The 14,776-nt window shown below is 66.0% G+C and carries 11 protein-coding genes; all 11 read right to left on the bottom strand.

Annotated features, from left to right (window positions below; all coding sequences use genetic code 11):
• The 11 genes from pflB to AC1DQJ_RS13350 all read right to left on the bottom strand — a co-directional run bounded on the left by pflB (position 1) and on the right by AC1DQJ_RS13350 (position 14,775).
• A complete protein-coding gene (gene pflB / locus AC1DQJ_RS13400) occupies positions 1-2,256 on the bottom strand; it encodes a formate C-acetyltransferase (protein WP_477604049.1) in 2,256 nt (751 codons plus the stop codon).
• Positions 2,257-2,566: 310 nt separating this feature from the next.
• Positions 2,567-3,334, bottom strand: coding sequence for a polyphosphate kinase 2 (gene ppk2, locus AC1DQJ_RS13395; RefSeq protein ID WP_477604047.1), 768 nt, complete (start codon positions 3,332-3,334; stop codon positions 2,567-2,569).
• A 32-nt stretch (positions 3,335-3,366) separates the two neighbouring features.
• Positions 3,367-4,554 carry an acetate/propionate family kinase gene (locus AC1DQJ_RS13390; protein ID WP_477604046.1) on the bottom strand — a complete coding sequence of 396 codons (1,188 nt, stop codon included), beginning with the start codon at positions 4,552-4,554 and terminating at the stop codon, positions 3,367-3,369.
• Between the two features lie 12 nt (positions 4,555-4,566).
• Positions 4,567-5,532 (bottom strand): phosphate acetyltransferase, encoded by a 966-nt coding sequence (locus AC1DQJ_RS13385; protein ID WP_477604044.1) that lies wholly within the window; start codon positions 5,530-5,532, stop codon positions 4,567-4,569.
• A 62-nt stretch (positions 5,533-5,594) separates the two neighbouring features.
• On the bottom strand, positions 5,595-7,052 hold the full coding sequence (locus AC1DQJ_RS13380) for an efflux transporter outer membrane subunit (RefSeq protein ID WP_477604042.1): 1,458 nt from the start codon (positions 7,050-7,052) through the stop codon (positions 5,595-5,597).
• A gap of 11 nt (positions 7,053-7,063) precedes the next feature.
• Positions 7,064-8,191, bottom strand: a complete 1,128-nt coding sequence (locus AC1DQJ_RS13375; protein ID WP_477604040.1) for an ABC transporter permease — start codon at positions 8,189-8,191, stop codon at positions 7,064-7,066.
• A gap of 3 nt (positions 8,192-8,194) precedes the next feature.
• Positions 8,195-10,939, bottom strand: a complete 2,745-nt coding sequence (rbbA, locus tag AC1DQJ_RS13370) for a ribosome-associated ATPase/putative transporter RbbA (protein ID WP_477604038.1) — start codon at positions 10,937-10,939, stop codon at positions 8,195-8,197.
• Complete coding sequence (locus AC1DQJ_RS13365) at positions 10,939-11,955, bottom strand: HlyD family secretion protein (protein WP_477604036.1); 1,017 nt, start codon at positions 11,953-11,955, stop codon at positions 10,939-10,941. The genes rbbA and AC1DQJ_RS13365 overlap by 1 nt, the downstream gene beginning before the upstream one ends.
• Before the next feature lie 202 nt (positions 11,956-12,157).
• On the bottom strand, positions 12,158-12,538 hold the full coding sequence (locus AC1DQJ_RS13360; RefSeq protein ID WP_477604034.1) for a hypothetical protein: 381 nt from the start codon (positions 12,536-12,538) through the stop codon (positions 12,158-12,160).
• 469 nt (positions 12,539-13,007) lie between these two features.
• On the bottom strand, positions 13,008-13,289 hold the full coding sequence (locus AC1DQJ_RS13355; protein WP_477604032.1) for a DUF2277 domain-containing protein: 282 nt from the start codon (positions 13,287-13,289) through the stop codon (positions 13,008-13,010).
• 79 nt (positions 13,290-13,368) lie between these two features.
• Positions 13,369-14,775, bottom strand: a complete 1,407-nt coding sequence (locus AC1DQJ_RS13350; protein ID WP_477604030.1) for an alpha/beta hydrolase domain-containing protein — start codon at positions 14,773-14,775, stop codon at positions 13,369-13,371.
• Position 14,776 lies beyond the last annotated feature (1 nt).

Genomic DNA, 14,776 nt, shown 5'->3' with positions numbered 1-14,776 from the left:
TCACCCTCCGTGGAAGGTTCGATTGATGACGTCCATCTGCTGTTCGCGAGTCAGCCGGATGAAGTTGACCGCATAGCCGGACACCCGGATCGTGAGGTTCGGGTAGCTCTCGGGATGGTCCATCGCGTCCAGCAAGGTCTCGCGGTTCAGGACGTTGACGTTCATGTGGTAGCCGGTCGCGCCGAAGAAGGCGTCGAGGATGCCGGTCAGGTTGGTGATACGGTCCTGTTCGGTCCCGCCCAGGCCGCTTGGCACCAGTGTGGTGGTCAGCGAAATTCCGTCGGCGGCGTCGCGATAGGGTATCTTGGCGACCGAGGCGGCCGAGGCGTGGATGCCGTGGCTGTCGCGACCGTGCATTGGATTCGCGCCGGGTGCGAAGGGCTCGCCCAGGCGGCGCCCGTCCGGCGTGTTGCCGGTCGCCTTGCCGTAGACGACGTTGGACGTGATCGTCAGGACCGACTGGGTGTGCAAGGCGTTTCGGTAGGTCGGGTACTTCCGCAGCTTGGACATGAAGGTCGACACCAGCCACGAGGCCAGGTGATCGACGCGGTTGTCGTTGTTGCCGAAGGTCGGGAAATCGCCCTCGGTCTCGTAGTCGACGATCAGCCCGGTCTCGTCGCGAACGACCTTCACCTTCGCGTACTTCATAGCCGACAGGCTGTCGGACACGACCGACATGCCGGCGATGCCGAAGGCCATGGTCCGCACCGGCGCATAGTCATGCAGCGCCATCTCGATGCGCTCGTAGGCGTACTTGTCGTGCATGTAGTGGATGACGTTCATGGCGCTGACATAGACGCCCGCCAGCCAGTCCATCATGCGCTCGTAGCGCTCGAGCACGTCGTCGAAGTCGAGGTAGTCGCCGGTGACCGCCTCGAAGGCCGGCGCGATCTGCTTGCCCGAGACCTCGTCCCGGCCGCCGTTGATCGCGTAAAGCAGGCACTTGGCGAGGTTGGCGCGGGCCCCGAAGAACTGCATCTGCTTGCCCATCAGCATCGGCGACACGCAGCAGGCGATGGCGCCGTCGTCACCCCAGGCGCGGCGCATGGTCTCGTCGCTTTCGAACTGGATCGAGCTGGTGTCGATGGCCACCTTGCTGGAGAAGCGCCGGAAGGGCTCGGGCAGCTTGGGCGAGTACCAGATGGTCAGGTTGGGCTCTGGGGCCGGCCCCAGATTGTAGAGCGTCTGCAGGAAGCGGAAGCTGGTCTTGGTCACCAGCGGGCGTCCATCGTCGCCCATCCCGCCTATCGACTCGGTGACCCAGGTCGGGTCGCCGGCGAACAGGTCGTCGTACTCCGGCGTGCGAAGGAAGCGCACGATCCTGAGCTTGATGACGAAGTCGTCGATGATCTCCTGCGCCTGTTCCTCGGTCAGGACGCCGCTCGCCAGGTCGCGCTCGAAGTAGATGTCGAGGAAGGTCGAGGTGCGGCCGAGCGACATGGCCGCCCCGTTCTGCTCCTTCACGCCGGCCAGATAGCCGAAGTAGAGCCACTGGACGGCCTCCTTGGCCGAGCTCGCCGGGCCGGAGATGTCGAAGCCGTACTTGCCGGCCATCTCCTTGAGCTCGTCCAGCGAGCGGAGTTGCTCGGCGAGTTCCTCGCGATCGCGGATGATCTCGTCGGTGGACCAGGCGCTGTCGAGCGCCGCCTTTTCGGCCTGCTTGTGCTCGATCAGCCGATCGACGCCGTAGAGCGCGACCCGGCGGTAGTCGCCGATGATCCGCCCGCGGCCGTAGGCGTCCGGAAGCCCGGTCAGGATGTGCGAGCTGCGGCACCGGCGGATGTCGGCCGTATAGGCGTCGAACACCGCATCGTTGTGGGTCTTGCGGTACTTGGTGAAGGTCTCGACCACGGCGGGGTCGGGCGTGTAGCCGTAGGTTTCCAGGGCCGTGAGCACCAGGCGGAACCCGCCGTTGGGCATGATCGCGCGCTTGAGCGGCGCGTCGGTCTGAAGACCGACGATGATCTCGCTCTCCTTGTCGATGTAGCCCGCGTCGTGCGCAGTGATCGTGCTCGGCGTCTGCGAGACGTCGAGCACGCTGGTCTTCCGCTCCTCCACGAAGAGCGCCTGAAGCGTCGCCCAGATCGCCAGTGTTCGTTCGGTCGGTCCGGCGAGGAAGGCCTCGTCGCCATAGTACGGCGTCACGTTCTGCTGGATGAAGTCGCGGACATTGATCTCCTTGGTCCAGAGGCCAGGGATCAATCCGGAGGCAGGCGCGCGCTGCGTTTTCGGCGCTGCTATGGTCTCGCTTCCCATCCTGTCCTCCATGTCGCGCCGCGCGAACGCAATCCGCCGCCGGCCTAGGATCTCAGTCGTCTCAGCTCGCGTCGGGCCGGCCTGTCAAAGAGCGGCGCTTTGCGCAGGGCTCAGCGAAACCGCGAGGCGAAGTTGTCCAGCCGTCGCAGCATCCTCGATCGCTTCTCGAGTGGCAGCTAAGCTAGCGCTGCGCGGCTCTGAGGGTCATCGGGCGGTGGCCCTACAACACCACCAACAAGACCCTAGATTCCTGGGTTCAATGCCCCCGGTGAGGCGGGCCATAGCCGTGCGGGGCGAAGAACGCAGGCCTTCAATAACGCTCGCGGACCATGCGGCGATCCTTCAGTGCGTCGTCGTATTTTCCCTTATCGGACCGCTTCGGCAGCTGGATCGGCGGGCGGTCGATCTTCTCGTACGGGATCAACGACAGGATGTGGGCGATCCCGTTCAGACGCGCGCGTTTCTTGTCGTCTGAAGGCAGGACGTACCAGGGCGAATTCTTGTGATCCGTGGCGTCGAGCATCTCGTCCCGGGCCTTGGAATAGGCGTACCAGCGTCCGTACGACTCCAGGTCCATCGGGCTGAGCTTCCATTGCCGCAGCGGGTCATTGACGCGGGCCTCAAAGCGCTGGTCTTGCTCTTCCATACCGACTTCAAGCCAGATCTTGATGAGCAGGATTCCCGATTTGACGATCCACTTCTCGACGATCGGGCAGAGGTCCAGGAACTGGTCGCGCTCCTTCTTGGAGCAGAAGCCCATCACGTACTCGACCCCGGCCCGATTGTACCAACTGCGGTCGAAAATCACGATTTCGCCGCCGGCCGGGAAGTGGGGAATGTAGCGCTGCATGAACAGCTGGGTCTTTTCCCGCTCGGTCGGTGCGCTGAGCGCGACAACCCTGAAGGTCCGAGGGCTCACTCGTTCCTTGATGACCTTGATCAGCCCGCCCTTGCCGGCGGCGTCGCGGCCCTCGAACAACAGGATGACGCGCGCGCCGGTGGCCTTCACCCAGTCCTGAAGGTAGCACAGTTCGACCTGTAGCTTCTGAAGCTGCTCCTCGTACTCTTTGGTCTTCATCGTTGCTCTCCTGAGCATGTGACGGAGCTGTGCTACGGCCCCGCGCGTTCGCCGACCAACGCCGCGGTGTGCTGGGCGATCATGGCTTCTTCGTCCGTCGGCACGACCCAGGCGGACACGCTGGAGGCTTCGGTGCTGATGCGCCCGGCTCCGCCGGCGTTGCGCGCGCTGTCCAGCTCCAGGCCAAGCCAGGCGCAGCCGGTGGCGATCTGCGCGCGGACCGCCGCGTCGTTCTCGCCAATCCCGCCGGTGAACACCAAGCCGTCCAACCCACCAAGCGCCGCCGCGAGCGAGCCGATCTCGCGGACGATCCGGTAGACGAACAGGTCGATGGCTTCGCGGGCCGCCGGCTCGGCGGACGCTCGCAAGGTGCGCATGTCCGCCGAGATGCCCGAGACGCCGAGCAGGCCGGACTGGCGATAGACCAGGTCCTCGATGGCGCGCGCGTCCATGCCGTAGGCGTCCATCAGGTAGATCAGCACGCCGGGGTCGAGCGAGCCGGAGCGGGTGCCCATCACCAGCCCGTCGACCGCGGTGAAGCCCATGGTGTTGGCGACGCTGCGGCCGCCGCGCACGGCGCATAGGCTCGCGCCATTGCCGAGGTGAGCGATGACGACGCGTGAGGCGGCGAGGTCCGGCGCGATCTCCACCAGGCGCGAGCTCACATACTCGTACGAGAGCCCGTGGAATCCGTACCGCCTGACCCCAGCGTCGGTGAATTTCCGCGGCAGGGCGAGCAACTGCGCCAGGTGCGGCTGGCTGCGATGGAAGGCGGTGTCGAAGCAGGCCACCTGCGGGACCCGAGGGGCCAACTCCGCGATCGCGCGAATGGGGGCCAGATTGTGCGGCTGATGCAGCGGCGCCAGCGGGGCCAGCGTGTCGAGCGCCGCCAGTATGGTTGGGCTGACCACGACGGGAGCGGCGAAGTTGGTCCCGCCGTGCACCACCCGGTGTCCAACGGCGGTTATCGAGCTGCCTTCCACCAAGCCGCGGACAGTTGCGAAGAGCTCCCGCGTGGCTCCGTGGTGGTCTAGCTCGCGATCGGGCAATTCGCGTTCGACGACCCGCTCGCCGTCGGCTCTTGCGACCGTGAGGCGGGGCATGACGCCGATCTGGGAAATCTGGCCGCGGTACATCGCCTTGCCGCTCGCCCCAGCCTCATAGAGCGCGAACTTGATGCTCGACGAGCCGGCGTTGAGGACCGCGATGCATCCGCTCATAGCCCGTCCTCCTCAGGCGATCGCCGTGGCGGGCTTGGCCCGGCGGTCGGCCGCCAGCAGGACGGCGACCGCGCAGGACGCCAGCCGGGTCAGCAAGGCGTCGGCGCGGCTCGTCAGGATGACCGGCACCCGCGCGCCCAGGACGATCCCGGCCGCGTCTGCGCCACTGAGGAAAGAGAGGCTCTTGGCCAGCATGTTGCCGGCCTCCAGGTCAGGCACCACGAGGACATTGGCGCGGCCGGCGACCGGCGAGACGATCTTCTTGATCGCCGCGGCCTCGGGGCTGATGGCGTTGTCGAGCGCCAGCGGGCCGTCCAGAAACGCTCCGGTGATCTGACCGCGGTCGGCCATCTTGCAGAGGGCGGCGGCCTCCACGGTGGAGGGCACTTTCGGATTGACGGTCTCCATGGCGCTCAGAATTGCGACGCGCACCTCGGCGACCCCCAGGGCATGGGCCAGGTCGATGGCGTTCTGAACGATGTCGATCTTGCCTTCGAGATCCGGGGCGATGTTCACCGCCGCGTCGGTGATGATCAGCGCATGCGGGTGCCCCGGGACATCCATGACGAAGCAGTGGCTGATCCGCCGGGCGGTGCGCAGTCCCGCTTCGCGCGACACGACCGCCGCCATGAGCTCGTCGGTGTGGAGGCTTCCTTTCATAAGCGCCTCGGCGCGACCGGTCCGCACCAGTTCAACCGCCTTTTCGGCGGACTCATGACTGTGGGCGGCGTCGATGATCTCGAAGGGGCTGATGTCGAGTGAATTGGCGACGGCCACGTCCCGTATGCGAGCCGACGGGCCGACCAGGATCGGCGTGATGAGCCTGAGCTTGGCCCCCTCGATCGCACCGGTGAGGGAAGCCTCGTCGCAGGGATGGGCGATCGCGGTCACGACGGGCGCGTGGCGCTGTGCGGACGCGACCAATCGCTCGAACTTGTCGTGGCCGGCGCCTGTGGCCGGCGTCGCAACGTCTGACATTGGCTTCGTCCGTTTCTGTCGGCTGCCAAGGGCGTGTGTCCGAGGCGCCTTAGGTCTGTTCCTCAGTCCATTCCGCCCGTTGGTGATTCCGGTCGCGCGGTCGCGTCCTTCCAGCCGCCGCCCAGGGCCTTATAGAGATTGACCATGGCCAGGAGCTGGTCGCGCTGGGTCTGCGCCAGGGCGTCCTCGGCCGGGAACAGCTGCTGCTGGGCCTCCAGCACTTCGAAGTAGCTTGCCCGGCCTGCGTCGTAGCGGATCAGCGCCAGGCTGGACGACTCCTTCAGCGCCGCGACCTGGCCCTCCAGGGCGGTGCGCCTGGTTCCCAAGGTCTGTTGGGCGATCAGCGCGTCCGAGGTCTCCTGGAACGCGACGAGCACGGTCTTGCGGTAATCGGCGACGGTTTCGTCCCAGAACGCTTGCCGCGAGTTGTAGACCTCCTTCAGCCGCCCGCCGGTGAAGATCGGGCCGGTGACGCTCAGCGCCAGCTTGCCCACCGTGAAGGTGTCGAAGTCGTCGGAGATATCGACCCCAAGGCCGCCGATAAGCGCGCCCAGTCCGATCTTGGGGAAGTAGTTGGCGACGGCCACGCCGATCTCGGCGTTGGCGCGGACCATGGTCTGTTCGGCCTCCCGGATGTCGGGCCGGCGCTGGAGGAGGGCGGTGGTGGGGCCGACCTGGATCACCGGCGTCTGTTGAGCGATCAGCGCCCGGCCGCGCGGGATGGCCCGCGGGTAGCCGCCGAGCAGCACGCTGAGGGCGTTCTCCTGCTGGGTGATTGCGCGCTTGAGGTCCTCAATCTTCGCAAGGCTGGCGGAATGGGCCGCCTGCGCGCGCTGAACGGGCAGCTTGTTGTCGCGTCCGGCTTCGTAGCGCATCGAAAACAGATCGCGGGTCTCGCGATAGACCCGTGCGCTCTCCTGGGCGATCTGCAGCTCGCGATCCAATTCGAGCAGCTTGAAGTACCCGCCCGCGATGTCGCCGACCAAGGTCAGCAGCACGCCGTTGCGCACTTCTTCCTGGGCGAACAGGTTGGCCTGGGCCGCTTCCGTCGAACGCCGGATCCGGCCCCAGATGTCGAACTCCCAGGCCACGTCGATCACGCCGCCGAAGCTGGCGAACTCCGCCGTGCCGGCCCCGCCGTTGAGGCCGGGCACGAAGGTTTCCTCGCCGCCGCCCGCGACCTGATAGCCGACCTGCGGCTTGCCCTGGGATCCGACGATCCCGACCAGGGCGCGCGCCTGCTCGATCCGGGCGGCGGCGATCTGGATGTCCTGGTTGTTGGCCAAGCCCTCGGAGATCAAGCTCTGCAACGCAGGGTCCTCGAAGGCGCTCCACCACGGCAGGTCGGCGAACGACGCCGCTTCGGCCGGCGTGACCTGCGAGCGGAACTCGGCCGGCACAGGGGTTTCGGGCTTCTGGTAGTCGGGCCCGGCCGTCATGCAACCGGCGGCCAGCAGCGCCAAAGGCCACGCCGCAAGGCGTCCGCGCCGGGAGAAGATCATTGCAGGGTCTGCTGTCATGGTGCGCCCCTTCACTGAACGGCCGCGAGCATTTTTCTGAACCTAAACAGCGTGAAGACTGAGTAGACCGCGCCGATCGCGAACATCTTCGCCATGTCCGGCCAGGCGATTGCGAAGTTCGCGCCCCGGAACAGCACCGCCTGCGAGAAGGCGACGAAGTGGGTCGAGGGCACGAACTGCATGGCGTGCTGCAGCCAGATCGGCATGCTCTCGAGCGCCGTCTGTCCGCCCGAGCACAGGCTCATGACGATGAAGATCGGAAAGGCCAGCAGCCCGAACTGCGGCATCGAGCGCACGATGGTCGCCAGCAGCACGCCGAGCGCCGTCACCGAGAACAGGTAGATACCCAATCCCGCTGCGAACAGCAGCGTCGAGCCGACGATCGGCACGCCGAGCGCGCCTTTCACGACGATGAACAGCGAGGCCATAGCGGCCACCATGACGACCAGCCCATTGGCCCAGACCTTGGCGAACATGAGCTCGAAGGGGCGCAGCGGCATGACCAGCAGGTGCTCGATGTTCCCGTGCTCGCGTTCGCGCAGCACGGCCGCGCCGGTCAGGAAGATCGCCAGGATCGAGACGTTGTTGATCACCTGGTTGATGGCGACGAACCAGCCTTGCTCCATGTTCTGGTTGAACCGAGCCCGGGTCTCAAGCCGGACCAGCGGGGCGTTGGCCGGGTCGCCGCGTCCGCTCCAGAACGGCGCGACGGCGTTGTTCACGATCTTGCGGATGTAGGACGGGCCGCGGCCGGCCTGGCTCATGGCCGTTGCGTCGGTGATGATGTTCAGCTCGGGCTTGGCGTCCTTCTCCAGATCCGCCTGAAACTTGGGAGGGACGTTGATGACGAAGGTGAACCGGCCTGAATCCATGGCGCGGTTGATCTCGCTGAACGGAATGGCCTTCGCCGATAGGAATAGCGGCGGCAGCATGGCCTGGCGGATGGTGCGGGCGGCCTCGGAGTTGTCCTCGTCGACGATGGCGATCGACGCGTTGGCGACCTCCATCACCGCGCTCTTCGAGGGGGTGTAGACCGAGAAGGTGAGGCTGTAGAGGATCAGGAACAGCAGCACCGGGTCGCGGGAGAGGCTGATCAGCTCCTTCACGCCGAGCCGGTAGATGTGAAGCACGGACTTCATGGCCTATGCCTCCTGCTTCTTGAGCAAGATTGCCGAGAGCGTGAAGTAGGCGAGCGAGATGATTAGCAGGGCGAGGATGTTGGGCCACAGCGAAACCATGCCCAGCGCCTTGGTGAAGGTGCCGACGCTGATCGCCTGGAAGTAGGTGCTGGGGAAGATCTTGCCGGCGAACCAGGCCGCGCCGGTCAGCGACGAGACCGGCACGAACATTCCCGAGAACTGCACGACCGGCAGGATGCTGATGATCGCCGCAGCGAAGATCGCCGCCGTCTGGGTCGCCGCGAAAACCGAGACCAGCAGGCCGAACCCCGTGCTCGCCAACACGTAGAGCAGGCCGCCGAGCGCGAGCGTGGCGATGCTGCCCTTGATGGGCACTTGGAACAGGAAGACGGCGATCGCGACCAGGGCGACGAACTGCAGCAGCGAGACCGCGACATACGGCAACTGCTTGCCGAGCAGGAATTCTGTTCGCGTCGCGGGCGCGGCGTAGAAGTTGGCGATCGAGCCCAGCTCTTTCTCCCGCACCACGCTCAGCGCCGTCAGCATGCTGGGGATCAACATCAGCAGCAGCATGATGTTGCCGGGCACCATGGCGTAGATGCTCTTGAACGACTGGTTGTAGAGCGCCCGCGGGACAATGTTCACCGGCTCGGCCGCCGGGGCCATGCCTTTGCGCTCGCGCAGAGCGGCCTGGTACTCGGCGTGCGTGCCTTCGATGTAGTCGCGGGTGGTTTCGGCGCGGAACGGCATCGCGGCGTCGATATAGGCGCTGACGGTCGGCTGCTGGCCGCGCTCCAGATCCTTCTGGAAGCCCGACGGGATCTCCATCACGAACCGGAGGTCGCCCTCCTTCAGCCGGTAGTCGCGGTCGGCGTAGGTAAAGACCGGCTTGGTCTCGTCGTAATAGACCGAGCCGCGATAGCTGTCGGCGTACTCGCGGCTCTCCCGGGAGCCGTCATAGTCAAGGATCGAGAACGTCAGGTGCTCGACGTCCATCGAGATCGCGTAGCCGAACAGGACCATCAGCAGCACTGGCCCCATCAGCGAGAAGGCCAGCCGCACGGAATCGTGCCGGAGCTCGATCGCTTCCCGCCGCGCGAACGCCCAGACGCGTCCGAGGCTGAATTTCCGGTTGGTCGCGTCGGCGTGCGATGTCGCCGGGGCCGGCGGCGGCGCGGGCGCTTCGGTCGTGGTCGTCGGAGCCTGCTGTTCGGCGGCCTCCTCGAGGTAGCCGATGAAGGCCTCCTCGAGCGTCTTCGCTTTGCGCTCGACCACCAGATCGGCGGGCTTGCCCTGGGCCAGCACCTTGCCGCGGTGCATCATCGACATGCGATCGCAGCGCTCGGCCTCGTTCATGAAGTGCGTGGACAGGAAGATCGTGACCCCGTTCTCGCGCGAAAGCCGGATCAGCAGTTCCCAGAAGCCGTCGCGCGCCACCGGGTCCACCCCGGACGTCGGCTCGTCGAGGATGAGCACCTTCGGTTCGTGGAGCACGGCGACCGCCAGGGAGAGGCGTTGCCGGATCCCCAGCGGCAGGCTCTCGGCTAGGGTGTCGGCGACGTTCTCCAGGCCGAAGTCGTCCAGCAGCTGGTCGACCCGCGCGCGGCCTTCGTTCTCCGGAAGATCGAACAGGCGGGCGTGCAGCATCAGGTTCTGCCGCACGGTCAGTTCCGTGTAGAGCGAGAAGGCCTGGGACATGAACCCGACCTGGCGCCGGGACTCGATGTCGCCACCCTTGACCGGTTCGCCGAACAGCAGGGCCTCGCCCTCGGTCGGCGGCAGCAGACCGGTCAGCATCTTCATCGTGGTGGTCTTGCCGCAGCCGTTGGAGCCGAGGAATCCGAAGATCTCGCCGGCCTCGATGCGGAACTCCACATGGTCTACGGCCGTGAAGTCGCCGAACCGCTGCGTCAGTCCGTGCGACTCGATCGCCGGCGCGCCCCCGGTCGGCACGCGCGGATAGATCACCGGCTCCTTGTGGCCCTGCCGCACTTCCTCCGGCAACAGGCTGATGAACGCCCGCTCCAAGGTGTCGGTGTTGGTGACCTGCTTGAGCTCGTCCGGCGTCCCGGTGGACATCACCTTGCCGGCGTTCATCGCCACCAGCCAGGCGAAGCGCTCGGCCTCGTCCATATAGGCCGTCGCCACCAGCACGCTCATGTTCGGGCGGCGCAGTCGAATGCGGTCGATCAGCTCCCAGAACTGCCGGCGCGCCAGCGGATCGACGCCGGTCGTCGGTTCATCGAGGATCAACAGGTCGGGGTCGTGGATCAGCGAGCAGCAAAGCCCGAGCTTCTGCTTCATCCCGCCTGAGAGCTTCCCGGCCGGACGATTGCGGAACGGCTCCAGGTCGGTGCTGGCCAACAGGTCGTCGATCCGCCAGTCCCGCTCCTCGCGCGACTGCCCGAACAGCCGGCCGAAGAAGTCGATGTTCTCGAACACCGACAGGGTCGGATAAAGGTTCTTCCCCAGCCCCTGTGGGAGGTAGGCGATCCGCGCGGCGATCGAATTGCGAAAGCGGGTGTCGGCGATGTCTCCGCCCAGCACGTCCACTTGCCCGGCCTGGATCTTCTTCACCCCGGCGATCATCGCCAACAGCGTCGACTTGCCGACGCCGTCAGGCCCGATGATGCCGATCATTTTGTTCGCCGGGATGTCCAGGCTCACGTCGTCGAGCGCCACGGCCTTCCCATAATGCTGGGTGACGCCTCTGACGCTGACGACCCGATCCTCGCCGGCGGCGTCCATCAGTTGGAGCCCCCTGCATCAGTCGCGCCCCACAGGTTCGCGGGAACCGGCTTGCTCTGGAGGTTCGCGGGCCACGAGACGCGCTTGTCGTAACGGACGAAGCCCATGCCGGGGATGCCGGTCTTCACGAGCGGGGCGAACTGGCGCAGCCGCTCCTTGTCGATCTGAAGCTTCACGCGGAAGGTGAGGTCGTGACGCTCTTCCTGGGTCTCGACGGATTTTGGCGTGAACTGCGCCGTCGGCGAGATGAACGAGACCACCGCCCTGATCGGGTATTCGGGCGCCGCGTCGAGGACGATGCGGGCTTCTGATCCCAACGCTACCTTGCCGGTCACCCGTTCCGGCAGGAACACGTACATGTAGACGTCGCTGAGATCGACGAGCGAGAAGACGCGACCGCCTGAGGGGACCACTTCGCCCGGTTCAGCCAGGCGCGACTCGATCCGACCACGGATCGGCGAGATCAGATCGCTGTCCTTGATCTCTTCACGCAGCCTGTCCGCGGTCGCCTGCGCGGCGGCGATCGACGACAGGGTCTGGCTCGCCTGCGCCTGGGAGCCGACCAGCTCGGCGCGAGAGGCCAGCATGCGGGCGTTGTCGATTTCGGCTTCCTGCTCGCTCACCGCCCCGCGGCTCACCAGTCCGCGGGACCGTTGGTACTGCTTGCGCGCGTAGTCGAATTCCGCCTCCTTGACGGACACCTGGGCGAGCGCCGCCTCGCGACCGCCCTGGGCTTCGACGATTTGCGCCTCGGCCTCGCGGAGTTGAGCCCTGAGCGGCTCCACGTCCATCCGAGCGACCACCTGGCCGGCGTCGACCGTATCGCCTTCGTTGAACAGGACCTCCGCGACCCGGCCCGGGTATTTTGCGGCGACATAGACCTCGGTGGCCTCAAGCCGGCCGTTTCCCCCAGCAAATCCCTCTGGGAGCTTCGGTCGAGAGAGATACCACCATGCCGCCCCCCCCACTGCGACAAGGACAAGCGCCGCCAATATAATCATGAGGCGTCGTGACATGCTGATATCCTTGAGAACGGCTGTCTATGACTAGGCAGCGATCCGGTATCGCCCTCAAATACCCGACGATGCGGCGGGTATGCTCAAGCGGCATCCGACAACGCTACCGCGCGCGTCGCCAAGCTTGATATCGGGTCATGCATGTAGAGCGGGGTGGGCTTTTGCCTAGTCGACCATCAGGACAATGCGGATAGGCGTGGGCCTATTTCACTCGCACTTCGCAGTCGGCGCAGACGAACTCGAAGCACGGCCCGGCCTCGAAATAGATCATGAGGTGGCGCAGAGGGGCGTCGAAGGCGGCGTCCAGGGTGCGGTTCGCGGCGACGATTTCCGCCTTCCAGGACGAAGCGGGGATCTCGACCAGCGCGCCAGGCGCGGCGTTGCGGGCTTCCGAAGCCAGCGCAGGCAGGAAGGTGCATTTGTAGCCCTCCACCTTCTCGAAGATCAGGATTGCCCCCTCGCTTCGTTCCGCGCTGCGAAACGACAGCTCCAACATGCACGTGCGGTTGGGCAGGACGGACAAGGCCGGCCCATTGATGCGGGGTGCGGCGGGCGCACTCCAGATCGTCTCGATCTCGGACACCGAATGCTCCTCGCACGGCCGACGCAGCTCGATGGTCGAGCCTAGCCGCCGGCACACGCCTTCGGCATCGGGGAAACACCTGAGCTGCCAGGGCGGCGGCCGCTCTGGACGTGGAAGGTGGCGCTTGCCCCTCGCGGGTCAGGGTCTAGTCTCCCCCAAGGGTATTGGATCAAAGCTATGAGCGACGCTGTCGGCCCTGGTGACCTGGTTCTGTGCGTCAACGCCGCCCCAAACCATGTCACGGGAAGGCCGGTCCCGCTCCGGGCCGGAGAGACCTACCGTGTCATCGCGGTCATGGACTTTGACTGCCCATGCGGTCGTTCCGACGCCTTGCTCGATGTCGGCGTTGACTTTGCGTGGTGCCAGTCGCGCTTCCGCCTCCTGCCAAAGCCCAAGGCCCAGACCAAGACGCGCCGCGTCTCGACTCCCAAGGAAACGGAAACGGTTGGGTGACTGGCGCCCGCTCTAGCTACGCGGGTTGCCTGGCGCCGAAGCGCTCGGCGGAACGGGCCCTGGCCTTGACGGCCTCTTCCTCGCGGTCCTTGGGCTTCGCGGTTGTTTCGAGGCTCTCGAACAGTCGGTGGGCGACGGCGGCGACCTCCTCGACGGCGGTGTCGAAGGCTTCGCGGTTCGCTTTCGAGGGGGAGTTGAAGCCGGACAGCTTGCGGACGAACTGGAGCGCGGCGTCGCGAATTTCCTCATCCGTAGCGGGGGGATCGAAGTTGAACAGTGTCTTGATGTTGCGGCACATGGGGGGCGTCTCCTTCTCCTCGGCCCTTTAAATAGGGGGCGGATGGTGCGCGCGACCTTGGCTCGCAGGCGAATGCGCGTCAGCCAGCGGCTGAAGCGGGCTCACGAGCCGAGATCTCCATTGCGCGACGATACTCGCGGGCCGCCTCCGCGACGGCGGGTTCGACATCCCGCGGCAACATCACGCCCGCTCTGACCGCTGCAGCGGCCGCCTGCTTGAACTTCGCAAGGTAGTTCGCTTCATCGCCATAGAGCGCGGTGAGCGCCGCGGCGTCGAAGGGCCTGTTTGAGCCTCGCAGGCGGCCGGCGAAGTCGTCGGTGACCGGCGTCGAGCTGTTCATGGCCACCGGGGCGTCGGCCTGGGGCAGCCGGATGCCGCCTGTGGCGATGCCGTTCGCGTCGCGCACGACCTGGCCGTCGCTGCTGAAGTCGATCAGCGGCTGGCTGGGAGGCGGGCCGCCGCCGCTCACCCAGCGGTTCAGATGATGAAGCGCGGCGTCATAGAAGGGTTGGAGGTAGATCCGGTTCATCTGTTCGGACGGCGGTGGCGGCGCCGTACTGAAGTCTCTCTGGAACTTCTCGTTGCGCAGCAGCTGGGCTTGGTAGGAGACGTGTGTGAGCGCCGCCGCTTCCCAGGTGCGGAAGCGTTCGGTGTCCGGCTGACGAACGTTCAGGCAAGCGATCGCCTCGAGTTCGGTGTTGACGATCATCACCGGCACGTCGAGGTCGTCGCGGATGAGAACCTGGCCCCGTGGCAGGGTGCGGGCGTTGGCGTTGGTGGCGCCGGCTGGAGGATCGCTGGCCTCGATGGGCGCGCCGCTGCCGAAGTAGATCTGCAGCATGTAGCCATCGAAGGCGTGGCCGCCTTGCTCCCGCGCCAGCGGATGCACAGCGTTGACGTAGGTCGCCAATCGGCCCGCCGACTGGGAGGCGCCCAAGCCGATGACCCTTTTCACCTCCAGCCCGCCCAGGGGGTCGACCGCGCGGTCGCGGTCTGGTCCGACGGCCTGGGCGACCTGGGAAAAAATGTCGTACGAGGCGTCGTCGGTGGGGATGCTGAGGTCGCCATAGCGTTCGCCGTCCCAGGCCACGAGCCCTTGTGGGTTCTCCTCGAAGCCGTGAACGCCCACCTTCTGCACCGTGGCGCAAACATAGGCGTAGCCCTCTTCCAGCACTTCCGGGCCTTCACCGAAGAATAGCTCGTAGCCGGCGGTGACGTTGTTCCAGCATACCACCACGGCGCCGTTGAACTTTGCGGGGTCGCTGGGCCGGTAGACCAGGAAGCGTGTCTTGAAAGAAACCTTGCCCTTAGGCTGAACCCGCCACTTCCCATCGCGGCCGAGTTCTGCGCCCGGCGCCAGCGCGTAGGTCGAGGCTTCGCCCGTTAGGAAGAATTCCGCCTCGACGAACCCGTTCTCGGCCAGGTCGAGGAGGGGCCGGTTGAAAGCCCAGCCGTGCCGCCCGCCCTTGATGGGACCCTCGATCATG

Source organism: Phenylobacterium sp. P4_E10, from assembly GCF_056401675.1.
Note: the sequence above shows the minus strand (reverse complement) of the source record. Positions and strands in the feature narration are given on the sequence as shown.